Source organism: Paradesulfitobacterium aromaticivorans (genome assembly GCF_054657415.1).
On record NZ_BAAHYT010000010.1, the window covers coordinates 1434484 to 1456645 of the forward strand.

The 22162-nt window shown below is 50.5% G+C and carries 19 protein-coding genes; 18 read left to right on the forward strand and 1 reads right to left on the reverse strand.

Going from position 1 to position 22162, the window contains the following annotated elements; all coding sequences use genetic code 11:
* Window positions 1-25: 25 nt before the first annotated feature.
* From ACYQ2N_RS12700 to ACYQ2N_RS12735, 8 genes are all read left to right on the forward strand, one after another.
* Complete coding sequence (locus ACYQ2N_RS12700) at window positions 26-805, forward strand: alpha-ribazole kinase (protein ID WP_459999635.1); 780 nt, start codon at window positions 26-28, stop codon at window positions 803-805.
* Window positions 806-896: 91 nt separating this feature from the next.
* Window positions 897-1397 carry an ECF transporter S component gene (locus tag ACYQ2N_RS12705; protein WP_459999636.1) on the forward strand — a complete coding sequence of 167 codons (501 nt, stop codon included), beginning with the start codon at window positions 897-899 and terminating at the stop codon, window positions 1395-1397.
* A 40-nt stretch (window positions 1398-1437) separates the two neighbouring features.
* Window positions 1438-3201, forward strand: a complete 1764-nt coding sequence (locus ACYQ2N_RS12710; protein WP_459999637.1) for an ABC transporter ATP-binding protein — start codon at window positions 1438-1440, stop codon at window positions 3199-3201.
* A gap of 42 nt (window positions 3202-3243) precedes the next feature.
* Window positions 3244-4056 carry an energy-coupling factor transporter transmembrane component T family protein gene (locus tag ACYQ2N_RS12715; RefSeq protein WP_459999638.1) on the forward strand — a complete coding sequence of 271 codons (813 nt, stop codon included), beginning with the start codon at window positions 3244-3246 and terminating at the stop codon, window positions 4054-4056.
* A gap of 251 nt (window positions 4057-4307) precedes the next feature.
* Complete coding sequence (locus ACYQ2N_RS12720) at window positions 4308-5162, forward strand: 4Fe-4S binding protein (RefSeq protein WP_459999639.1); 855 nt, start codon at window positions 4308-4310, stop codon at window positions 5160-5162.
* Window positions 5163-5191: 29 nt separating this feature from the next.
* Window positions 5192-5929 carry a hypothetical protein gene (locus tag ACYQ2N_RS12725; RefSeq protein ID WP_459999640.1) on the forward strand — a complete coding sequence of 246 codons (738 nt, stop codon included), beginning with the start codon at window positions 5192-5194 and terminating at the stop codon, window positions 5927-5929.
* Between the two features lie 137 nt (window positions 5930-6066).
* On the forward strand, window positions 6067-6672 hold the full coding sequence (clpP, locus tag ACYQ2N_RS12730; protein WP_459999641.1) for an ATP-dependent Clp endopeptidase proteolytic subunit ClpP: 606 nt from the start codon (window positions 6067-6069) through the stop codon (window positions 6670-6672).
* A 218-nt stretch (window positions 6673-6890) separates the two neighbouring features.
* Window positions 6891-8612, forward strand: a complete 1722-nt coding sequence (locus ACYQ2N_RS12735; RefSeq protein WP_459999642.1) for a methyl-accepting chemotaxis protein — start codon at window positions 6891-6893, stop codon at window positions 8610-8612.
* Window positions 8613-8657: 45 nt separating this feature from the next.
* Here ACYQ2N_RS12735 and ACYQ2N_RS12740 read toward each other — a convergent pair whose 3' ends face one another.
* Entirely contained in the window at window positions 8658-9086 is a 429-nt protein-coding gene (locus ACYQ2N_RS12740) for a putative ABC transporter permease (protein WP_459999643.1), read from the reverse strand.
* A 266-nt stretch (window positions 9087-9352) separates the two neighbouring features.
* Here ACYQ2N_RS12740 and galU point away from each other — a divergent pair, with 266 nt between their 5' ends.
* The 10 genes from galU to wecB all read left to right on the forward strand — a co-directional run bounded on the left by galU (window position 9353) and on the right by wecB (window position 22153).
* Window positions 9353-10246: a UTP--glucose-1-phosphate uridylyltransferase GalU gene (gene galU, locus ACYQ2N_RS12745; RefSeq protein ID WP_459999644.1), complete on the forward strand. Its 894-nt coding sequence runs from the start codon at window positions 9353-9355 to the stop codon at window positions 10244-10246.
* A 192-nt stretch (window positions 10247-10438) separates the two neighbouring features.
* Complete coding sequence (locus ACYQ2N_RS12750; protein WP_459999645.1) at window positions 10439-11176, forward strand: hypothetical protein; 738 nt, start codon at window positions 10439-10441, stop codon at window positions 11174-11176.
* A gap of 303 nt (window positions 11177-11479) precedes the next feature.
* Window positions 11480-12199: a hypothetical protein gene (locus ACYQ2N_RS12755; protein ID WP_459999646.1), complete on the forward strand. Its 720-nt coding sequence runs from the start codon at window positions 11480-11482 to the stop codon at window positions 12197-12199.
* A gap of 212 nt (window positions 12200-12411) precedes the next feature.
* Window positions 12412-14166, forward strand: a complete 1755-nt coding sequence (locus ACYQ2N_RS12760) for a cell wall-binding repeat-containing protein (RefSeq protein ID WP_459999647.1) — start codon at window positions 12412-12414, stop codon at window positions 14164-14166.
* 155 nt (window positions 14167-14321) lie between these two features.
* Window positions 14322-16172 (forward strand): polysaccharide biosynthesis protein, encoded by a 1851-nt coding sequence (locus ACYQ2N_RS12765; RefSeq protein WP_459999648.1) that lies wholly within the window; start codon window positions 14322-14324, stop codon window positions 16170-16172.
* Between the two features lie 95 nt (window positions 16173-16267).
* Window positions 16268-17623, forward strand: a complete 1356-nt coding sequence (locus ACYQ2N_RS12770; RefSeq protein ID WP_459999649.1) for a nucleotide sugar dehydrogenase — start codon at window positions 16268-16270, stop codon at window positions 17621-17623.
* 244 nt (window positions 17624-17867) lie between these two features.
* Window positions 17868-18908: a Gfo/Idh/MocA family protein gene (locus tag ACYQ2N_RS12775; protein WP_459999650.1), complete on the forward strand. Its 1041-nt coding sequence runs from the start codon at window positions 17868-17870 to the stop codon at window positions 18906-18908.
* Window positions 18909-18949: 41 nt separating this feature from the next.
* Window positions 18950-19822: an N-acetyltransferase gene (locus tag ACYQ2N_RS12780; protein WP_459999651.1), complete on the forward strand. Its 873-nt coding sequence runs from the start codon at window positions 18950-18952 to the stop codon at window positions 19820-19822.
* Between the two features lie 25 nt (window positions 19823-19847).
* Window positions 19848-20945, forward strand: a complete 1098-nt coding sequence (locus ACYQ2N_RS12785; protein ID WP_459999652.1) for a DegT/DnrJ/EryC1/StrS family aminotransferase — start codon at window positions 19848-19850, stop codon at window positions 20943-20945.
* 107 nt (window positions 20946-21052) lie between these two features.
* Window positions 21053-22153, forward strand: coding sequence for a non-hydrolyzing UDP-N-acetylglucosamine 2-epimerase (gene wecB, locus ACYQ2N_RS12790; protein WP_459999653.1), 1101 nt, complete (start codon window positions 21053-21055; stop codon window positions 22151-22153).
* Window positions 22154-22162 lie beyond the last annotated feature (9 nt).

Consider the following 22162-nt stretch of genomic DNA (forward strand, 5'->3'; position numbering starts at 1 on the left):
CTGAGTGGAAAGGAGGTGAAGTAGGATGGGCTATCGAGGCCGGGATGTGGAAGTTGCGATGCTCACAGACGGGCAATGCCTTGTTGCCGCCTGTGATTCGTGTGGGGCGATTGGGGAGAAAGAGTATGACATCGTTAAAGTGACTCCTTATTTAGTGGGTAGATTAACCGTCCGCGTTGCGTTGCTCGAAGTGCTTGCAGCCGGGGCTGTTCCGCAAATTGTAACCGTAGCAGTATCAAATGAACTGAACCCCACAGGAGACGGGATCTTGGCCGGAGTGAAGGACGAGCTTAAATTCACAGAGAAAGGATCTCTGCCGGTGGCTGTCAGTACGGAGAAGAATATGCCGACCAGCCAGACTGGTCTGGGAATCAGCATCGTCGGCACGTGCAGGCGGGAAGAGTTGCGCATTGCAACTTCCCAAGGCGGAGACAACGTTTACTGCCTTGGGCTGCCAAAGGTTGGTTCTGAGGTACAAAGCCCGGATGATGAAGAGATCGTTCAGGGTAAACATGTTCTATCCCTCGTGAAAATTAAAGGCATTCATGATATTGTTCCTATCGGTTCTCAAGGGATTCGTCGGGAGGCTGACTTGCTTGCGGAGAATGTTGGATGTGACTTTATTCCGGATTGCTCTTCTCAGGTTGACTGGAAAAAGTCGGCTGGGCCGTCCACTTGCTTGATTTTCACATCTCCGGCTGAGTTGACCGCTTCGGCTTTGGGAGAGCTTGCGGGAGTAGGGTCTGCATTTTGGTCCATAGCACTGCATAAGGCTGGGATACTCGTTCCCAATGTTAAGAAGTAATTCAGAAGTAATTATAAATTGATCAAGAAGTAATCAAGAAGTAATCAAGAAGTAATTTAAGAATATTGAATTTTAGAGGGAGGAATTATTCATGAGTCAACTAAATGCCGTTAAATCCGTAGCGAGTGTCAGAAGGATCGCAATCATCTCCATCTTTATTGCTCTAAGTGCTGTTGGTGCCCTTATTAAAATTCCGAGTCCGGTAGGAACAATTGGGATGGATTCGGCCCCCGGGTACTTTGCGGCCATTGCTTTCGGTGCGGCCGAGGGCAGCATAGTGATTGCGGTGGCTCACATGCTCACATCAGCTGTTGTAGGTTTCCCTTTAAGTATTCCTGTTCACCTTATCGTCGCCGCGATCATGGCGGTATGTGCGCTTGTCTTCCGTTGGGTTAACCGCAAACTGGGCCTCATTCCGGCAAGCGTCGCGGCGATTATTATCAATGGAGTTATTGGTTCCTTCACGGCGTTCCCGGCGGGGGGCATGGGGGCTGTGCTGGGGATTATGCCTTTTTTAGTGCTGGCTTCGGTGCTAAATGTTATCATCGCAGGCATTGCTTATAAAGCGATCAAAGGGAGCAAATTGATTTAGTTCAGACAGAGAACTGCGGAACCTGGAAGTGGAGCAAATCATGGAGAATGCACTTGAACTTTTAAATCTTTGTTATCGTTACCGCCATGCGGAAAGCCTTACCTTAAAAAACATCAACCTGGACCTTGAGCGGGGGAAGTTCGTCGTTGTCATGGGACCTGCCGGAGCAGGCAAGAGCACCTTAAGCCTGTGCTTGAACGGGCTTATCCCCCAGCTGCTGGAAGGAGAGCTCTCCGGCAGGCTGACCGTGGCAGGGCAGGATGTCAGCCGCCAGCCTGTACAAGCTCTGGCCAGGCACATCGGTTTGGTGCTGCAAGATCCGGAAACTCAGATTTTCGGGCGGACCGTGGCGGAAGACACAGCCTTTGGCCCCCGCAATCTCGCTTTCTCTGAGATGGAAGTTGAACGCAGAGTTGCTGAAGTCTTAAAGTTGGTTGCTCTTCAAGGGTACGATCAAAGGAATACCGCCGAACTTTCCGGCGGGGAAAAGCAGCGCCTGGCAGTTGCCGGTGTGTTGGCCATGGGTCCGGAGATCCTTGTTTTAGATGAACCCGCTTCTGAGCTAGACCCTCAGGGGCGGGTTGACCTCTATGCTGCCCTTGATGAGCTGCGGAGAAAGCGCAACCTAACCATACTAGTAATAGAACATAACGTCGAAGAAGTGATTGAGAGAGCGGACGAGGTCGTTGTATTAAATGAAGGAGAGATTGTCTGGCGGGGGCTGCCTGCAGACCTCTTTCGCCAGGTCGAACTTCTCCGACAGCTGGGGATCAAGCCCTTGCCGGTAAGCGAGCTTGGCTGGGATTTCTATCAAAGGGGCTGGATCGAATCGGAGGAGGTTCCGCTCAATCTGTCAGCCGCCGCAAATGTTGTACGAAAGATAGTAATGGGCCGATCGGAGTCACCTGAGCCTGCAATAGTCCTGACGGTGCCGGCTGAACAAGTTCTAGCACAGGCAATCCCAGACAGGCCTGTTATAGCGCAGACGCCGGTTTTACTGACGGTGTCGGGTCTTGTCCACCGCTACCCGTCGGGCCAGACAGTCATTAAGGACCTTGATTTGTCCGTTAGAGAGGGAGAGTTTGTCGCGCTTGTCGGTCCTAACGGTGCTGGGAAGACCACGCTGGCCAAACATTTCAACGGTCTGCTTAAACCCTCTGACGGGGATGTCATCGTAGACGGCATCAACACGCGCCACATTGAGACGGCAGGTTTGGCCCAAACCGTGGGTTATGTTTTTCAAAACCCCGACCACCAAATCTTCGCCGTTTCCGTGGAAAAGGAAATTGAGTACGGTCTAAGGAATGTCGGGCTCGGACACCAGGAGATAAGGAATCGCCTGGACTGGGTTTTGGACTTAACCGGGCTTCAAGAACACCGTACAGATCACCCTTTTACCCTGGGCAAGGGGAAAAGGCAGCTGCTCGCAACAGCCTCCATCCTGGCCCTCAAGCCCAAGCTCCTGGTGATTGACGAGCCCACTACCGGCTTGGATTGGAACGGAACTCAGGCCATCATGAGTTTTATCAGAGAGTTGAACCGGCACGGAACAACGATCGTGATGATCACCCACGATATGGAAATTGTCGCTCGCCATGCCCGCAGAGTCATTGTCATGAATCAAGGGCGGATTCTCTCTGATGCCGAACCGCGTAGCCTGTTTACGAATTCGAGCGTAATGCAAGAGGCTGCACTTGTTCCCCCCCAAATCGCCCGGCTCAGCCAGGACTTAACAAATCTGGAACTGGGAAGAACCTACCTTACTGTCGAAGAATTCATAAATGCAGGGGTTTGTGGCCGTTAATCATCGGATCAAAGTTCCGGCTGCGGGAGAGGAGAAAGCGGGATGTCATTAAACAAATTAGCGCAGGAGCCCCTTCTGTACCGCCTGGATGTGCGGACGAAGCTGCTCGGTTTTATAAGCTTCACGGTGCTTGCCCTGATGTTTCAGAATCCCTTCTATAATTTGGGGTTGACCCTGTTTGTTGCAATTTTAGCCTTTTCCGCCCGCATGCCCTTGACCAAGGCTCGGGCGATGCTAATTCCTCTTCTCCCCATCTTCTTTTTCATTTTAGTAGTAACTGCCTTTAGTTATCCAGGAGACCGTTTTCGAAATGGATTCAGTCAGAATATTATTTTTTATCTCTTACCCGGACAGCGTCTGGGAGCTACCGTAGGCGGGATTCTCATGGGCTTGAATTTTTTGTTTAGGCTCTTGACGATGGTGCTTGCTTCTTCCGTGTTTAGCCTCACTACCCCGCTTGATGACCTTTTGCAATTCTTGCAGAAAGCGAAAGTCCCCCCGGAATTAGCCTTTATGATCGTAACAGCCCTGCGCTTTATCCCAGCTCTGGACAAAAAGAGAATACATATTCTTGAGGCCCAAAAGGCGCGGGGAGCCCACCTCGGAGAAAAGAGCCTGACGGGAAATATTAAAGCCTATATTCCCATTATGGTACCGCTCATCATTCATTCCATTCAAATGGCTGATGCCCTGTCCATGGCTATGCTCAACCGGGGTTATGGATACACAAGGACTTGGACCGGTGTACGTGAGCGGACTTTGCGGTTGGAGGATTATCTGGCTATATTCTTTATCCTGAGTATGACAGCTTTAGGAATTTACTTGAGGTATTTCACGCAGCGAGGGACTCTCTAACGAAAGCCTCTCAAACCAAAGCAGAAACCTTCTCCTCTCAAATATTCATGAAATATTCACATTCTCCTAAAAGATTAACCACAAAGGAGCGTTAGACTGTATCTGTAGCCGTAGGACCGAGCTGGGTTAAGCGAAGTCAAGCGAGGTCAAGCGAGGTCAAGCGAGGTCAAGCGAGGTCAAGCGAACTTAAGCGAAATTGTCCCGCTGAAAGGAAACGCTGCGGCTGCTTAGTTTTGAGAGGAGGACATTTCATGGCAGGCAAGAAAAAAATTCGACTGAGGACCTGGTTGCAACTATTCTTTTTCGGACTGATCGTGCTGATTGCAGTGAACAAAACCCTGGCAGGTTACGGCCTGGCCCTCCCATTAATTTCGGATGCGTCAACCCATGCGTTCTGTCCGTTCGGGGGGGTAGCTACTACTTATCAGTTTCTGGCCACCGGCACTTTTGTCAAAAAGATTCACGAATCCTCATTCATACTTATGATAATAATCTTTATCACAGCTTTTGCCTTTGGCCCGCTCTTTTGTGGATGGGTCTGCCCGCTTGGGAGTTTGCAGGAGTGGATTGGCAAGATAGGGAAAAAGATTTTCCGCTCGCGCTACAATAATTTAGTTCCGCGGAAAGTTGACGGCTTCTTAAGATATCTTAGGTATATAATGCTGGCGTGGGTCGTATACATGGTCGCTGTGACCGGGCAAATAACAGTATTTGAAAATATTGATCCGTATTACGCCTTGTTTAACTTCTGGACCAGTGAAATAGCCGTGGGCGGCATTATCTCGCTAGTTATAGTTATGCTTGCATCTCTCCTGGTGGAGAGGCCGTGGTGCAAATATGCTTGTCCTTACGGAGCAGTGTTAGGCCTCACAAATCTCTTTAGTATTTTCAGGGTACGGCGCAATGCCAACAGCTGCATATCCTGCAAGGCCTGTGACAAAGCCTGTCCCATGAACATTGAGTTGTCTAAGGGAGAAGTGGTACGCAACCACCAATGCATCTCCTGCCTTAAGTGCACGTCTGAGGAAGCTTGTCCGGTCGGCAATACCAGCTATCTGGGGACAAAGCTTCTACAGCACGGGATGAATAAGGAACAATCAGTTTGAGGTTAGCGCTGTAGAGGGAGGATGAAAGCATGAAGATAAATTCTAAAATTGCGGCGATATTTATGCTTGTAATTTTGTTTAGCGGCATAGGAATAAGCAAAGGGCTGGGGGTCTGGCACACGGAATCCACTAAGGTTCCGGCTAAATATACCTCAGGTGAATTTGCCGGACAGTATAATCCGGCGGATATTCGCGGTTCGTATTCTTTCGGGGATGTAAGCAGCGCTTTTGGGGTCGCTCCGGAAGAATTAGCTAAAGCGTTTGCGGTTACTGTCAAAGATCCGGCTGAGTTTTTAGTCAAAGATCTGGGGACTTTATATGCTGACGCTGAGGCTGAAGGAAAAGCGGTTGAAACAGATTCTCTCAGATATTTTGTTGCCCTTTATACAAGACTTCCATATGAAACGAGTGAGGAATCTTACTTGCCTGCACCGGCGGTAGCAATCCTTAAAGCCCAGGCTAAGCTCACACCCGAACAAATCAGCTACTTCGAAAGCCATACAGTGAAACCGGCTGCTACTGCTACTGCTTCTGCTGGTGCTGCTGTAGCCACAGCTTCCGGCGAAGCTGAGGGGGATGCGGTCAAAGGAAAAACTACCTTCAAAGAGATTTTAGATTGGGGTGTACCGCAGGATAAGATCGAAGAAATTATCAAAGGAAAGATACCTGCCGCCGGTATGGCTGTCCGGGACTATTGTTCACAGAACGGAATTGAGTTTTCCTCTATTAAAACTGCTCTCCAGGAAGAAATCGATAAGAATATGTAATACTAACTTAAAATAAAAGCAATAAGGATAAGCGCGAAAAACATTTGACCTTTATTGACCTTTGTACTAAAATAGTGCTAACGGGTAAAGATATACTGGAAAGGATTTACCAGAGAAATAAGGAGGAATGTGTGAATATGGGTTATCTTGTGCCAATGGTTGTAGAACAGACTAACCGCGGGGAGCGCTCTTACGACATATACTCTCGGCTCCTAAAGGATAGGATTATCTTCTTGGGCGGGGGCATCGATGATGATGTAGCCAACTTGGTAGTGGCCCAGATGCTCTTTTTAGAGGCGGAGGATCCGGAAAAAGATATTTTCCTCTACATTAACAGCCCTGGAGGATCGATTACTGCGGGCATGGCGATCTATGACACGATGCAGTACATCCGGGCCGATGTCCACACCATCTGTGTCGGGCTGGCAGCAAGCATGGGGGCGTTCCTTTTAGCCGCAGGCGCTAAAGGCAAACGTACCGCTCTGACTAATGCTGAAGTTCTCATTCATCAGCCTTTGATCGGAGGACATGGTCTGTCCGGGCAGGCAACCGAGATCGAAATTCATGCTAAGCACTTGATCCGTACTCGAGAAAAAATGAACCGTATCCTGGCCGAGAGGACAGGGCAGCCGATTGAAAAGATCGAGGCTGACACCGACCGCGATTATTATATGAGCGCGGACGAAGCGAAAGAGTATGGAATCGTTGATGACGTGCTCGCCAAAGCCGAGCCCAAAAAGTAAGGCAGTTAGCACCAAAAACGAAGCTGTTATCATGTAGAGCGGACAATGCTCAAATGGGGCTGTTCCAAGCATGAAGTGTTTGGGATAGCCCCATTCTCGATTCCCATTTCCAACATAAAAACAACTTTTTTTCAACAAAGGAAATGTTGCACAAGATGTAGAAATATATTTAGATTAAAGATAAATGCAAAAGGGTCTAGCGAAGGAGTGAGGGGTAAATGAAGCTTGAACGCTGGAGTATGGGTTTTCAAGTTGTGGCTCTGATGGTCTTTATTGCCTCAGCAACCGCAGTTGTGGGCGGGATCGGAATTTACGGCATGAACAAACTACATACGAATTCCATGACTGTGTACGAGCAGGATGTTGTGCCAATGAATCTTCTATCTGAAATACGCTACCATTCCCAGGCTTATCGCTCGGCTGTGTTGATGGTGGTCCATGCGCGCAATCCGGAGGAGCGGCAAAAATATCTGGATAAACTAAACCAGCAAAAAGAGGCTATTACCAAGAATATAGTGACCTATGATTCTTATACCAAAGGTACGGACGAGACCGCGCAGTGGATTAAGTTTAAAGAAGCCTGGACTGGGTATCTAAGCTCGGCGCAGACGGCCATGGAAGCTGCTCAGGAGAACCGGGGACAGGAAGCGGAAGATTTTATATTCAGCAACACCGGAACCCGCGACCAGGCTGCCAATGACATCCTGCAACAAATGGTTGACGCCAAGCTGCAAATGGTAGATCAGCACAGCACGACCGATGCCAAGAACATCTTTGCGCAGGCCTCCAGGATCTCCGCTGTGGTGGCAATCCTTGATTTTCTGGTCAGCATTTTGATCGGGATTTTCCTCAGCCGCGCTTTAACAAAAATGATGAAAAACCTTGTCCAAAATGCCAACGAGGTAGCTTCAGGCCAGATTGAGCGCAAGAAAAAATCCCCCTGGAAGGCTTGGAACCGCGAGGGGTTACAACTTCAGGAAGCTTTCCGTGAAATGACGGATTCTTTGCGCAAGATCATTAAAAATGTCGTCGAGATGGCTAATCAGGTAGCACGCACTTCCCAGGAAATGAGGGTCGGCTCGGAACAGTCGGCTAAGGCGGCAGAGCAGGTAGCCCTGTCTGCGTCTGAAATAGCCAGGGAGGCAGAAATGCAGGTCCAGGAAATGACGGACAATCAGGAGCGCATGGCCAGGGTAATCGATGAGATGAATAATGTTGAAAAGCAGGCGGAAAAAGTTAACGACGCCTCCCAGCACTCGGCCGACCTGGCCCGTCAAGGCAGTAAAGCCTTGCAGCAGGTTGTGCAGCAAATGGGCGAGATCGAACAGCAGGTGCATCGTTTAAGTGATGTTATAGGAAACGTGGATGAGAAATCAGGGGATATCGCCAAAACTGTCCAGATCATCGACAGCATTGCCCAGCAGACTAACCTCTTAGCCTTAAATGCTGCCATTGAAGCGGCAAGGGCAGGGGAAAACGGGCGCGGTTTTGCCGTAGTGGCGGAAGAAGTGCGCAAGTTGGCCGAGCAAGTGCAGCTAAGCCTCGTGGATATTTCCCAACGGGTGCAGGAAATGCAGCGGGCTTCCCAAAGCGCGCGCCAGGGAATGGTGGCCAGTGTGAACAGTGTCAACCAAGGAGATACTTACCTTAAAGAAATATCCACTCAGTTCGGCACGATCTTGCACTCTGTTGAACAAAGCGCCGAACTGGCCAAGGAAATTGAAACTTCTGTCGGCCAGGTTCAGCAGGACGGTTCGCGTATGCTTTCTGGCATGGGAATTGTAGTTAAACAGGCGGACTCTACCTCTGCTATTACTCAGGCTACCGCAGCCGCTGCCGAGGAACAAAATGCCTCGGTTGAGGAATTGTTTGCTTCCGCAGAGACTCTTGACCAGCTGGCACGCGACCTTAAAGAGTTGATGGGGCATTTCAGGGTGTGACCGGGATAACAAATGGTTCGATTGGTAATGTTAGTGTAGGCAATGTTAGATATTGTGCCGGTCGAGGAAGGTGTGGATACGCTCGAAGATTAATCCGGCTCCAAACCATTCCGGAGCCATGCGCAAAGTGATGAGGCCGTCGATATTTAAAGGATCTGTGTAAGTCCAGGGGCAAGTTCCGATAAACAGACGCAGGAGCATGCCGCTTAGGTACTCGATCACCCAAATTAAAATAAGGTAAGTAAATCCTCTTACCCACCAGGGAAGGTCCCTTAGGCGTGTATGCAGGGGTTCGAGGAAAACGGCCAGCCCGTAAATCGGAAACATCACGACAAAGCTGAACCCATGCATGCTTAAATCCCCTGCCAAGAAGGAAGCAAGCCCGGTATAAATAACTTCTATAGCTAGGCCAATGAGCCCGTAGATAGCGAACCGCCTTAATTGATATAAGGCGGTACTTGTTTCTGTGTGCAAACCGACCGCCTCCCGGGCGTATTTACAGTAGTTAAGGCATAAGACTTTTTTCAGATGGAATTAATATTGACGCAAGATCCGTTTATGATGCGCCCGCCTAGCAGGGATGTTCTAGCTCTAATTACATTATTTTACATGCGACCACCCTGCGGTAAGGATCTCGATATCAGCTTTCCAAATATGGTATAATTAACTTGTATAGCGGTATGTTCTTTGGGAACAGTGAATAATCTAAAAGGGCAAAACGCATAGGAGGGGATGATAAAATGCGCGAAATTCGCAAGGCCATAATTCCTGCGGCCGGCCTTGGTACCCGCTTCTTACCGGCTACCAAAGCTCAGCCCAAGGAAATGCTGCCTATTGTCGATAAGCCAACCATTCAATACATCGTAGAAGAAGCGGTTGAGTCCGGAATTGAGGACATTATCATCGTAACGGGCCGCAACAAAAGGGCGATCGAAGATCATTTTGACCGCTCGGTTGAACTGGAGATGTTTTTGCAAAAAGGGGAAAAAGAAGAACTGTTGGACATGGTACAGGACATCGCCCGTCTAGTTGACATTTATTATGTCCGCCAGAAAGAGGCTCTGGGCCTCGGGCATGCTATTCACAGCGCGCGCAAGTTCATCGGCAATGAACCTTTTGCGGTGCTTTTAGGGGATGATGTGATCCATGCCGAAGTTCCTTGCCTGCGCCAGATGATCAAGATTTATGAACGTCACGGTGCCAGCATCGTGGGAGTGCAGCAGGTACCCTTGGAAGACACATCGAAATACGGCATTGTGGACGGGGAGAACTTCGGGGAGCGGGTGTACCGGGCCTTGGACCTGGTGGAGAAGCCAAGTCCGGAAGATGCTCCTCCGGCCCGACTGGCTATCATGGGTCGGTATATTCTTAATCCGGAGATCTTTGATATTCTGGAAATGCTGCCACCGGGCAAGGGTGGAGAAATACAGCTCACAGATGGGATCAGGGAACTGAGCAAGTTCCAGGAAGTCCTGGCTTATGAATTTGAAGGACGGCGTTACGATGTCGGAGATAAACTCGGATTCTTGCAGGCCACAATCGAATTTGCCCTGCGCCGGGACGACCTGGCCCCCGAACTCATGGCTTACTTGGAGACATTGGTAAGGGAGAACGTAAGGTGGAGCGAGCGATAAGGAATAAGTGCGGTTGAAACTTTTGTAAAATAATGGTGGTTTTTCGCGACTATCACACAGAGAATAGAGTAAAGTAGGATATCTGACCTAGGGAAGTCGGAAAATGACCCTGGCATTCAGGAAAAGCGACACACTTTTCACCCTGGTACTTGGTAAAATATAGAAGAAAATCCAAGGACAGGAGGGAAGGGTATGCGTTTTGGGGGATTTGATCAAAGGCGAATCCTCACCCTGGTGGGTACCGTGGCTTTGGCCGGAGTCGTGGTTGCCGCTGGGGTCTATGGTCCGAGTGCCTGGAAAGTCTTACGCAACCAAGATCAGTCTGATCAAGTAGTCATTCAGTCGCCCGCCGTTGATAGCGGGGGCCAGAATACGGGTGCATCAAGCATCACTAATGCTGCTCCCAATTCTGGTACTACCGCAAGTGCCCCGGCAGCTGTGGCCGGTCCGAACTTAAATGTAGCGCCACAGGGGGACACGTCCGGTCCCAAGAAGTACAAAGAACCTGATAGCAAATTATTGAACATGGCCCCGTCCATTGCTGGGTTCTTTGCAGAAGGCAGTTTAAGCGAATCTGCGCAAATAGTAGCCTATGGATCTGCCTGGAATATCCACCAGTATGTCGACGGGTATCTATTCGGGCCTAATGCCGGGCCGCAGATGAATGAACAGGATATTAAGAAGTACATTGTCTTCCATAAATCATCTTGGGACGGCCAGATTAAGAAGGAAGTCGGGGCAGCTAACGCCAAAGCTTTGAGCGATTATCTGGATGTAATGTTTAACAGGGGTATCGATGCCTTTGACGCTAAGGACAAAGCGCGCATCGAACAGTTTCATCAGGAGATTCACGACCTGGACACTCATTTGTTCCGCAATGATAGCAGTTCCAAGATTTACGGAGCCACACCTTTTGCCACTAAGCGCTAGGGGACAAGCCGGGCTCCAGGCACTTGGCCTCCCATAAACAGCCCATTTCATTAGGGCGCGGCAGCTGAAGAAAAGAGCTGGTGTTTATGATTTAAGGAAAACGCCGGTTTTGGCTTCGGAACCAAGTCGGCGTAACTGAGAAAACGGCGTAAACTAAGAAAACCTTGTAGAGGTAAAAACTAAATTAAATAAACTAAGGGGGACGTGCCCGCAGGGCAGGTCCCCCTTAGTTTTGAAATGTCTAAAATCTCTTATGCCTGGTCAAGATATTAATAAAATACTGGCAAAGGGGATTTTGGACTTATGCGTAAAATAAACTGGCTCATTATTTCGGTAGCTTTGGGACTGGGCATGGTAATTGGAATTTTTGGCTTGGTGATGGTTTCCAACACGAATGCTTCTACCCCTGAGTTTATTAAGTTCTTAAAGGGAGAAAATTCCCAAACTTTGCTGGGGTCGAGTACCCCTGGGGCGGCTGCCGCTGAGCCTGGCAGCACACAAGGAACAGCTGACGCGAATACTTCGGCGGGCACGGATACTTCTGCAGGTGTTGGCAAGGAGGGTGTCCCCTTCAGTCCGGCACTCGGCGGCGACTACAGTATAGAACCCGAAGGGGAATTGGGACTTGACTCTGAAACAAATCAAATTATTTCCGATTATAAACAGGATTTAGGGGTTTTTTTTGACTCCTGGAAATCAGCGGACATCACCGCTTTCCGCACCAAACTCGCCAAAGCTTATACCGGAGATCTGTTTGAAAAGCATGCCCTGAGAGCGGAGAAGTTTTTGAATCAGGGAATTGGCTTGGATGTCTTGGCAATCAACTTTGACCGGGTCACAGTTGAGAAGGAAGATCTTAACACAGCTACTGTGCGTGCCGACTACCGTTATACATCCAGGGATTACAGCCTGACTAATTCCGCCCCCGTTGGCGAGGCCCGCGAACAAACCGTCCACGCCCGGGTGAATCTCATTAAAGTAAACTCCCGCTGGCTGATCGCCGGGGAGACCGTGGTGCAGTAAGGGCTATATTAGAAAGGGTTATATGGATTTAAGAAGGAGCTATTAAGTGGCTCCTTTTTCTTTAAAGAACTGAATCGATAGTTGCTCGAAAAAGCAGGAAATAGGGGGTTAGCTGTGGAAATATATTGTGTTATTGGATCTCTGCCGGCGAATTTTCGGGTGAAGCGATAGAGTATTTGGGAAGAACTATGGATTTGGCGGGAGGATGGCTGATGGGGAAACGAGGAAGATTCAGAGCGGTATTCACGCTTGTCCTCATTTTATTCATGAGTACGATCCGTCCCTTTGTGATTCCGGCATCAGGAGCAGAAACATCCCAGCCCTCAGCTAACCAAAATCCCCCGCTGGAAGTCATCAATCAAAAGCTGGAAGAAATCGCCCGACAAAAAAATATCCCGAGTGTAATTCTTAAAGCAATTGCCTTCCAAGAAAGCACCTGGAAACAGTGGACCAGCGAAGGCAAGGTAGTCTTAGGAGGCTCAGACCCGCATCCGGCAATCGGAATCATGCAGGTTGCGACTTATAATGATGCAGACACCTTAACCATCCAACGCTTAAAGGATGACCTTGATTTCAACATTACCAAAGGCGCGGATCTCCTCAACGAGAAATGGAACAGGGTGCCCAAGATAGGGGACGGGGAACGCAATAAGCTGGAAAATTGGTATTTCGCGGTGTGGGCGTATAACAGCTGGTCGGAGAAGAACAACCCGCGAGCCTTAGCCGCTTCTACTGCTGCATCAGGATCCGGCCTGCCGACAGGAAGCGGTACGCTACCGGGATCTAATCTGCCGTCCGCACCCGGTTCTTCAGCGGTTCCTCGAGCATACCAGGATAAGGTCTGGGATTTAGCTGCCCAGCCCCCGGATTTTTTGTCGAGATTCATTAAGGCGTCTGAGATCACGAAGATTGACTCTGCGTTGCTGCCTGCACAAGGGGTTCCTTCTGCTTCAGTAAGCTGGGAAACGCCGCAGCCCGTGCACTTGGGAGATCTCGCCCAGGCTGCTCAGGCTGTTCAGGTTAAGCGTTTTGCAGGCAGTGACCGCATTGACACTGCTGTCAGTCAGGCTTTAACAGGTTGGCCCCAGGGGGCAAGTTCTGTTGTCCTGGCGCGGGCGGATGATTTCCCGGATGCGCTGGCCGGGGTGCCGCTGGCAGCCGAACTTGATGCTCCGGTGCTCTTGACTTCACCCGGTATTTTAGATAAGCGTGTTAAAAATGCCTTGCAGACCCTCAGTCCGCAAAAAGTGTACCTGCTGGGAGGAGAAGGGGCTTTATCTTCCGAAATAAGTTTACAACTGCAGACGATGGGTTGGGGTCAAGACCGGCAAGTACGCCTGACAGGAACGGACCGTTACGGGACGGCTGCCGCCATAAGCAAGGCGCTGAAGCTTCCTGCAAGCTCAGTCGTTTTAACGACCGGGGAAAACTTCCCCGACGCCCTGAGCATTGCTGCCATAGCCGGCAGGGAAAAAATGCCGGTGCTTCTCGTCGGCAAATCTGAATTGCCCCAAGCCACGCTCGAGGCTTTGCAGAAGCTTAACCCTGCGACGATTTATCTAATTGGCGGGGAGAGCGTGGTTTCGGAAAAAGTATACACCCAGGCCCAAGAGTCCCTGAGGCTGCCTGCTGGCTCGATGATCCGGCTGGGGGGCGCTGACCGCTATGAAACCATGGCCAAAGTAGCTGAGTTTTTCAAAGTTGAAACCAAGAAGCTAACCTTCGCCACCGGGGAGGATTACCCTGATGCGCTCTCAGGAGCAGCTTTCTCAGTACATCAAAATTCATCTTTAATCCTGATTCCCCGCACATCCCTAACGCAGTATCCCAGTCTGAGCTCGCTGTTGTCTCAAAAACTGCAGGGAGCAAATTCAGCGTATATCTTTGGCGGGGAAGGTGCAATCTCCACAGACCGCGCACAGGAACTTTCTTCTTTAGGGAATAGAGCATGGGAGCCCCAGAGTTAGCACCTTAGGCAATGCGGGCACTGCATGTGCAGGCAAAGCGTGTAAGGCAATGCAATGTATATGTAATGTATGTATAGTTGTAAAACTGCAAAAACTGTAGTAAACTGATGAACGGTAACGAAACCTGAGGAAAAGCGAGGAAGGGACTTTGCCCAATGCTATTACGTAAACGCACGCTCTTGCTCATGCTAGTTGATGCCTTGCTTGTCAACTTGGCGGCATTTGGCAGCTTTTACATTCGTTTTGAAGGAAACATATCGTCACAGGACTTTTTGATTTATTATCATACAGCATGGGCCGCCACTCTCTTGTACCTGGCGGTTTTCTATGTTTTTGGTCTCTATAACCGGCTGTGGCAGTATGCCAGTACCGGGGAATTAATGTCTATCATTTTTGCTGTTACCGTGGGCACCGGCGGGACTGTAACTTTAGTTTATTTTTTTGCCCCTCTCCGCATCCCGCACTCAGTGGCGGCCTTGCTCTGGTTTACTACGGTCTTCCTGATCGGGGGCTCGCGTTTTATATGGCGCATCCTGCAGGAAAACGTATTTACTCCTCATGTGCCAGGGTCGCAGAAGCAGGTTATCATTGTCGGCGCGGGCGATGCCGGAGTCATGGCGGCGCGCGAATTGAAAAACCGCAATTTCCGGGAAGGACGCCCGGTTGGTTTTATCGATGACGCGGCCAAGAAGCAGAGGCTGCAGTTAATGGGCATCCCGGTCTTAGGCACGCGCAAAGACATCCCGCGCATTGTCAAAGGACATAATATTGATGAAGTCATTATTGCCATGCCCTCCGCGTCCGGAGAGGCAGTGCGCGAGATTGTGCAGATCTGTGAGAAAACGGGTGTGGACCTGAGAATCATGCCCGGGGTTATTAACGTGCTCAGTGGGCAGGTGGATGCCCACCCGATCCGCGAAATTCAGGTTGAGGATTTGCTGGGCCGGGAACCGGTAGAGTTGGATCTTGACCAGGTTGCCGACTATTTAACCGGGGAAACAATCCTGGTGACCGGTGGCGGGGGCTCCATCGGCTCGGAAATCTGCCGCCAGGTTACGAAGTTTAACCCCAGCAAGCTCATTGTGGTCGGCCATGGAGAAAATAGCGTCTTTGATATCGAGCAGGAACTGCACACTGATTACCCGGGGCTTGAAGTCATCACGGAAATTCTGGATATTAAAGACAGGGACAAAGTCCAGCTTGTATTTCAAAAGCACAGGCCGGGAGTGGTTTTCCATGCCGCTGCGCACAAGCATGTACCGCTGATGGAGCGCAATCCCGAAGAAGCCCTTAAAAATAATATTGTGGGCAGCAAGAATTTGGCTGAAGCAGCAGATGCCGTGAAAGTGAAGACGTTCGTCTTAATTTCCACGGATAAAGCGGTCAACCCCACCAGTGTCATGGGTACTACCAAACGGGTCGCAGAGATGATTATCCAGAGCATGGACAAGCATTCGGCCACCCGCTATGTGGCTGTGCGCTTTGGCAATGTCCTGGGAAGCCGCGGCAGCGTAATCCCCACGTTTAAGAGGCAGATTGCCAAAGGCGGCCCGGTCACTGTGACGCACCCGGAGATGGTGAGGTACTTTATGACCATACCGGAAGCATCTCAGTTGGTTATCCAGGCCGGGGCCATGGCTGAAGGCGGAGAGATTTTTATTTTGGATATGGGCAAACCTGTAAAGATTGTTGACCTAGCGCGTGATTTGATTCGGCTTTCCGGGTTTGAACCTGAGGTGGATATTCAGATCAAGTTTACCGGGATCAGGCCGGGTGAAAAGCTGTATGAGGAACTTCTCACGTCTGAGGAGGGAACAACTGCCACTAAGCATAAGCGCATTTTTGTCGCCAAACCCAATTCAATTAATGAAGAGAAGATTGAAGAATTGATTTATACCATACGCCAGCGTGGTTCTTACTTGAGCCGTGAAGACGTAGTCAAGCTTTTGCAGGGAGTTGTGCCGACCTTTCGCAAGCAGGCTCCAAAAGCCGTTGCCAATCAATAACAGGAGACAGAAGACAGGAGACAGAATGAGAGAACTACTTCCGTAGTATTCTGACTACTGACTCCTGAATACCTAAATATAGGGGGAAATTACAGATGCTGACAGTCAAACAAGTCATTACAGATCAAGATGCACAGGCTAAGGCTCTCAAACATAAGATTGAAAGCCATCAAGCACAGGTGGGAGTTATCGGGTTAGGTTATGTCGGACTGCCTTTAGCCGTTGAAAAAGGAAAAGTAGGGTTTCAGGTGCTTGGGTTTGACCTCAATTCCAAGCGCGTAGACCAAGTGAATAATGGACAGAACTACATCGGCGATGTTAAGGATATAGAACTGCAGGAACTGGTGCAGAAAGGTCTCCTTGCCGCTACGACGGATTTTCCCCGTTTGGCGGAGTGCGATGTTATTATTATCTGCGTCCCGACGCCATTAACGATCACTCGTGATCCTGATGTTTCCTACATGAAAAATTCGGCTGAGGAAATAGCCAAATACTTGCGGCCCGGCCAGCTTATCACCTTGGAAAGCACTACGTATCCAGGGACCACCGAAGAAGTGATTCTGCCTATTCTGGAAGAGACCGGACTTAAAGTGGGACAGGACTTTTTCCTTGCTTTCTCTCCGGAAAGGGTCGACCCTGGCAACAAGCGCTTCTCCACTAAGAACACATCGAAAGTGGTAGGAGGCATGACTCCTCTCTGCCTGGAGATTGCCTATACCTTATACACCCAGACCATTGTCAATGTTGTGCCTGTCTCCTCTCCGGCGGCGGCGGAAATGACCAAAGTGTTTGAGAACACTTATCGCGCCATTAATATTGCCATGGTTAATGAGCTCATGCTGCTGTGCGACCGCATGGGCCTGGATATTTGGGAGATTGTCGAAGCTGCAGGCACCAAGCCTTTCGGGATTCAGACCTTCTGGCCCGGGCCGGGGGTTGGCGGGCACTGCATCCCCATCGATCCCTTCTATTTAACCTGGAAAGCCCGCGAGTATGATTTCCATACCCGTTTTATTGAGCTGGCCGGGGAAATCAATGTCGAAGTTTCCTACTATGTAATCAACCGGGTCATTCGGGCCTTAAACGATGAGAACAAATCGTTGAAAGATGCCAAGGTCATGATCCTGGGGGTGGCGTACAAAAAAGACATTGAGGATGTGCGTGAATCTCCTGCTTTGAAGATCATAGAGCTTTTACGTAAAAACGGGGCCAATATTTCCTACCATGACCCTTATGTCCCGGTTATTGAACCGCACGGCGGGAGCACTGTCCACCTCGAAAGTGTGCCGCTCACGGATGAGGTTATATCCGGTGCGGACTGTGTTCTGATTCTCACTGACCACAGTACCGTGGACTATGAGCGGGTGGTCGCCAAGGCCCAGGTAGTGGTCGATACGCGCAACGCCACGAAAGATGTGCAGGAGAACCGGGAGAAGATTAAGAAGATTTAACGATGTAGTGATAGGCAAGTTGAATTGCCCGCTCACCACGCGCCGGAGCTACTCGCTTGCCTGCTCCGCTAGCGCATCCGAAACCTCTGGGTAATACCTGAAGTGAACCGTCGGTGCGCTTAACGCTTCGCAGTCTGCACTCGCTAACGCTCCTCTGCTCAGACGGTTCGCTAAGCAATTGCAACTTGACTATTTGATGTAACTAGTAATACTGATCGATAAATGAAAGTAGGGGGATTTAAGGATGTCGGATAGGATGCGGTTTGGGATTATTGGGTGCGGGCGGATTGCGCCTAAGCATGCCGAATCGATTGTGGCTTTGCCGAATGCTGAATTAGTGGCTGTGTGCGATAGCGTGCCTGAGCACGCTCAGGCCTTTGCAGATAAATACGGAGCGGTGCCCTATCTTGATTATCAGGAAATGCTCAAGCGCGCTGACATCGACGTGGTCACGATTGCCACGCCGAGCGGGCTTCATGCGGAAATCGGCATCGCAGCTGCTAAGGCGGGTAAGCATGTGCTGGTGGAAAAGCCAATGGCTATGACTTTGAAGACCGCTGATGCTCTGATTGAGGCCTGCCGCAAAGCGGGGGTGAAGCTGGCGGTAATTCATCAGAACCGTTTCAATCAATCCGTTAAACTTATGCGCCGGGCTTTGGAGGAGGGGCGCTTCGGCAAACTGACCCACGGTCAGGCCACCGTGCGCTGGAACCGCGATGACAACTACTATGCCCAGGCTCCCTGGCGCGGGACCAAGCTCCAGGACGGCGGGGTCTTGATGAACCAGTCCATCCACAATATTGACCTCCTGCAATGGATGTTTGGGCCGGTGGAATCAGTATTTGGATACACTGCCACCAACATGCGCAAGATTGAAATGGAAGATGTGGGTGCCGCCGTCATTAAGTTTAAGAACGGCGCGATCGGCCTGATCGAAGCGGCTTCGACCATTTTCCCGAAGAACATTGAGGAAACACTGAATGTTTTCGGAGAACAAGGTTCGGCAATCGTGGGCGGGATCGCTGTCAACAGGATAGAAGTCTGGGAATTCCCGGAAAGCGAACAAGAAAAGCAAGAGATCTTTGCCTCCCAGGAGAGCGACCCTCCGAATGTATACGGGTTCGGGCATAGGGAACTTATTGCCGATATGATAGAGGCGATTCAAGAAGACCGCGCTCCGGCAGTGCCTGGGGAAGAGGGGAGAAAAGCCCTGGAGATCATCCTGGCCATTTATAAGTGCCAGGAGACAAAGGAGCCGGTGGTGTTTCCGCTGATAGAGGAGTAAGGCATTAAAAATAGCAGCTGAAAGGCTTTGGGGTTGATATGATGCACGAGCTGACAAAAAGTATTAATGCGGTAATTGCCGTCGGCGCTTCAGTACCGGACAGTGTCACAATCTCCCCCTTCTGTGTGATCGGGGACGATGCAGTCTTAGGGGAGGGTGTTGTCCTGGGGGTAGGGTGTGTTCTGGCTGAAGGCGCTCAGGTCGGAATGGGCTGTTTTCTTGGCAACTATGTAACCGTGGCTGCAGGTGCAGTGCTTGGGGCTAAGGCTCAGATCGGCGACCATACGACGATTTATCCTGGGACTGTGCTGGGAGAGGGCTGCTTCATCGGCAGCAATTCTTCCCTGGGAAGGGCTCCGCGCCCGGCAGCCACGAGCACGGTCAAAGTTCAGGCTGACCTCCCGCCGCTCACAATGGGCGCAGGCTGCACGGTCGGCTGTTCCGCCGTGCTCTATGCCGGGACAAACTACGGCGCTAAAGTCCTGGTCGGGGACGGAGCCATGGTGCGAGAACGCTGCACCATCGGGAACAATGTCATCATAGGCAGCGGCGTGGCTGTGGAGAACGACACCCGCATCGGGGACTATACCAAGATTCAGACCGGCTCCTACATCACCGCCTATATGGAGATTGCCGAACGCGTATTTATTGCCCCGATGGTGACGACCACGAATGATAACTTTATGGGGCGCACGGAAAAGCGCTTTAAGCTTGTCAAAGGTGCAACGATCGGTCGCGGAGCCAGAGTCGGAGGAGCTTCCATTCTGCTCCCCGGCGTCAAAGTGGCTCCTGAAACCTTCGTCGCAGCCGGGGCCCTGGTCACGAAGGACACCACTGAGGGCAAAGTCGTTAAAGGCTTCCCAGCCCGCGAAGTGCGCGACGTTCCAGAAGAAGAACTCCTGCCGGGAGACTAGACCAATTCGAAAGGAGCGCCTGAACTTGAGTATTCCTCTCTTAGACCTAAAAGCACAATATCTTGCGCTTAAAGAAGAAATCGATAAAGCTGTTCTCAACGTCCTGGATTCGGCTAAGTTTATCCTTGGTCCTGAGATGAAAGCCTTGGAGGACGAAATAGCCGCTTACTGCGGGACTAAATACGCCGTCGCTGTAGCCAACGGCACGGATGCCTTGGTCCTGACCCTTAAAGCGATGGGAATAGGCCCCGGGGATGAGGTCATTACTTCCCCGTTTACTTTCTTTGCTTCGGCCGAGACTGTGGCCCAAGTCGGGGCTACTCCTGTCTTTGTGGACATCGACCCCGTCACCCTCAATCTGGATCTGAAGCAGTTGGAAGACAAGATCACTCCGAAAACCAAAGCCATTATCCCGGTACATATCTTCGGCCAAATGGTTGATGTCGAGCTTGTCATGGAAATAGCTGCCCGCCATGACCTCAAAGTCATTGAAGATGCGGCCCAGGCGATCGGTGCCGAGTATAGGGGCAAGCGTGCCGGTTCGATCGGGCATGCAGGCACTTTCAGCTTCTTCCCCACGAAGAACCTCGGCGGCTACGGGGACGGCGGGATGATAGTCACCCGTGACGAGCATCTGGCCGCAGAACTTAGAATGCTTCGTTTTCATGGCTGCCAGACCAAGTATTATCACGAAAAACTCGGTTACAACAGCCGTCTCGATGAGATTCAGGCAGCCATCTTGCGGGTCAAGCTCAAATATCTCGATCAGTGGAACCAGGCGCGCCGGGAAAAGGCCGCAGCTTATGACGAACTGTTAGCAGGGTTGCCGTTGACACTGCCAGGCAGAGATCCCAATGCCGTTCCCATATACCATCTCTATGTTCTGCGTACCCTGCAAAGGGATGCCTTGATTAAAAGCCTTAATGAACAAGGCATTGCCAGCGGGATCTACTATCCGGTGCCCTTACACTTGCAGCGGGCGTTCCGCTATCTCGGGTATAAAGAAGGAGATTTTCCGGTAGCGGAACAAGCCTCCAGGGAAGCCTTGGCCATACCGTGCTACCCGGAGCTTAGGGAAGAACAGCTAAAAGAAATCAGCAATGCGGTAAAGAAAGCGTTATAAGCAGTCCTCAGAATTCAGCAGTCAGTAGTCAGAATACCACGAGCTACTGACTACTGACTACTGACTCCTTCTAATTTCAAGGATACTTGCTAAAAGGATTGACATACATGAAAATATTGACCGTTGTCGGTGCCAGACCCCAGTTTATCAAAGCTGCTCCGGTATCGAGGCTGCTCAGGCAGCACTGCCATGAAATACTGGTTCATACCGGACAGCACTATGATGCCAACATGTCTGATGTTTTTTTCCGGGAGTTGGAGATACCGCGACCGGATTATCAGCTTGGTGTGGGTTCAGGTTCGCACGGAGCGCAAACCGGTGCCATTCTGGAGAAAATAGAGCAGGTAATTATCGAAGAAAGTCCTACGGCAGTCCTTGTTTACGGGGACACCAATTCCACCCTGGCCGGGGCTTTGGCTGCCGCCAAATTACATGTACCCGTACTGCATATGGAGGCGGGACTAAGGAGTTTCAACCGCCTCATGCCGGAAGAGATAAATAGGGTGTTGACCGATCATATCTCGGAGATGCTCTTTGGCCCCACGGATACTGCAGTTGCAAACCTCGAAGCCGAGGGGATACGCGAGCGTGTTTACCAAATCGGGGATGTCATGTATGACGCCTTTCTCTTTAATGCGGAATTGGCCCAAAGGAATTCCGGAATTCTCCATAAGCTGGGCTTAGATGCAAAAGGATATTTACTCTGTACGATACACAGGGCGGAGAATACAGATAACATCAAGCGTTTGTCCGCTATACTCTCTGCCATCACCCAGTCAGCGCAGCCTGTTGTCCTTCCCCTGCATCCGCGTACACGCAAGATTATCGGGGAAAATAACCTTCAAGCCTTCATCGGAAAAAACGTAACGATCACAGACCCGGTTGGCTACCTGGACATGATTAGCCTCGAGCAAAACGCCTTGAAAATCCTTACTGACTCAGGGGGAGTACAGAAAGAGGCATATTTTGCCGAAGTTCCGTGCATCACTTTAAGGGACGAAACAGAATGGGTGGAAACGGTTGCGGTTGGCTGGAATACTCTCGCAGGTGCTGATACAGCCAAAATTATCAGGGCGGTAGAGAAGTTTACCCCGCCTCCGGAACGTCCGGGGGTATTCGGTGCAGGGAACGCTGCCGCGCTTTTTGTTGACGCTGTACTTAAGCATTTTCAGACAGCCTCTGAAAACACCTGCTACTTTTTAGGATAGAATAGGGGC

Coding starts and splice junctions, on each gene's coding strand:
- ACYQ2N_RS12700 (WP_459999635.1), top strand. CDS start 26: ATGGGCTATCGAGGCCGGGATGTGGAAGTTGCGATGCTCACAGACGGG.
- ACYQ2N_RS12705 (WP_459999636.1), top strand. CDS start 897: ATGAGTCAACTAAATGCCGTTAAATCCGTAGCGAGTGTCAGAAGGATC.
- ACYQ2N_RS12710 (WP_459999637.1), top strand. CDS start 1,438: ATGGAGAATGCACTTGAACTTTTAAATCTTTGTTATCGTTACCGCCAT.
- ACYQ2N_RS12715 (WP_459999638.1), top strand. CDS start 3,244: ATGTCATTAAACAAATTAGCGCAGGAGCCCCTTCTGTACCGCCTGGAT.
- ACYQ2N_RS12720 (WP_459999639.1), top strand. CDS start 4,308: ATGGCAGGCAAGAAAAAAATTCGACTGAGGACCTGGTTGCAACTATTC.
- ACYQ2N_RS12725 (WP_459999640.1), top strand. CDS start 5,192: ATGAAGATAAATTCTAAAATTGCGGCGATATTTATGCTTGTAATTTTG.
- clpP (WP_459999641.1), top strand. CDS start 6,067: ATGGGTTATCTTGTGCCAATGGTTGTAGAACAGACTAACCGCGGGGAG.
- ACYQ2N_RS12735 (WP_459999642.1), top strand. CDS start 6,891: ATGAAGCTTGAACGCTGGAGTATGGGTTTTCAAGTTGTGGCTCTGATG.
- galU (WP_459999644.1), top strand. CDS start 9,353: ATGCGCGAAATTCGCAAGGCCATAATTCCTGCGGCCGGCCTTGGTACC.
- ACYQ2N_RS12750 (WP_459999645.1), top strand. CDS start 10,439: ATGCGTTTTGGGGGATTTGATCAAAGGCGAATCCTCACCCTGGTGGGT.
- ACYQ2N_RS12755 (WP_459999646.1), top strand. CDS start 11,480: ATGCGTAAAATAAACTGGCTCATTATTTCGGTAGCTTTGGGACTGGGC.
- ACYQ2N_RS12760 (WP_459999647.1), top strand. CDS start 12,412: ATGGGGAAACGAGGAAGATTCAGAGCGGTATTCACGCTTGTCCTCATT.
- ACYQ2N_RS12765 (WP_459999648.1), top strand. CDS start 14,322: ATGCTATTACGTAAACGCACGCTCTTGCTCATGCTAGTTGATGCCTTG.
- ACYQ2N_RS12770 (WP_459999649.1), top strand. CDS start 16,268: ATGCTGACAGTCAAACAAGTCATTACAGATCAAGATGCACAGGCTAAG.
- ACYQ2N_RS12775 (WP_459999650.1), top strand. CDS start 17,868: ATGTCGGATAGGATGCGGTTTGGGATTATTGGGTGCGGGCGGATTGCG.
- ACYQ2N_RS12780 (WP_459999651.1), top strand. CDS start 18,950: ATGCACGAGCTGACAAAAAGTATTAATGCGGTAATTGCCGTCGGCGCT.
- wecB (WP_459999653.1), top strand. CDS start 21,053: ATGAAAATATTGACCGTTGTCGGTGCCAGACCCCAGTTTATCAAAGCT.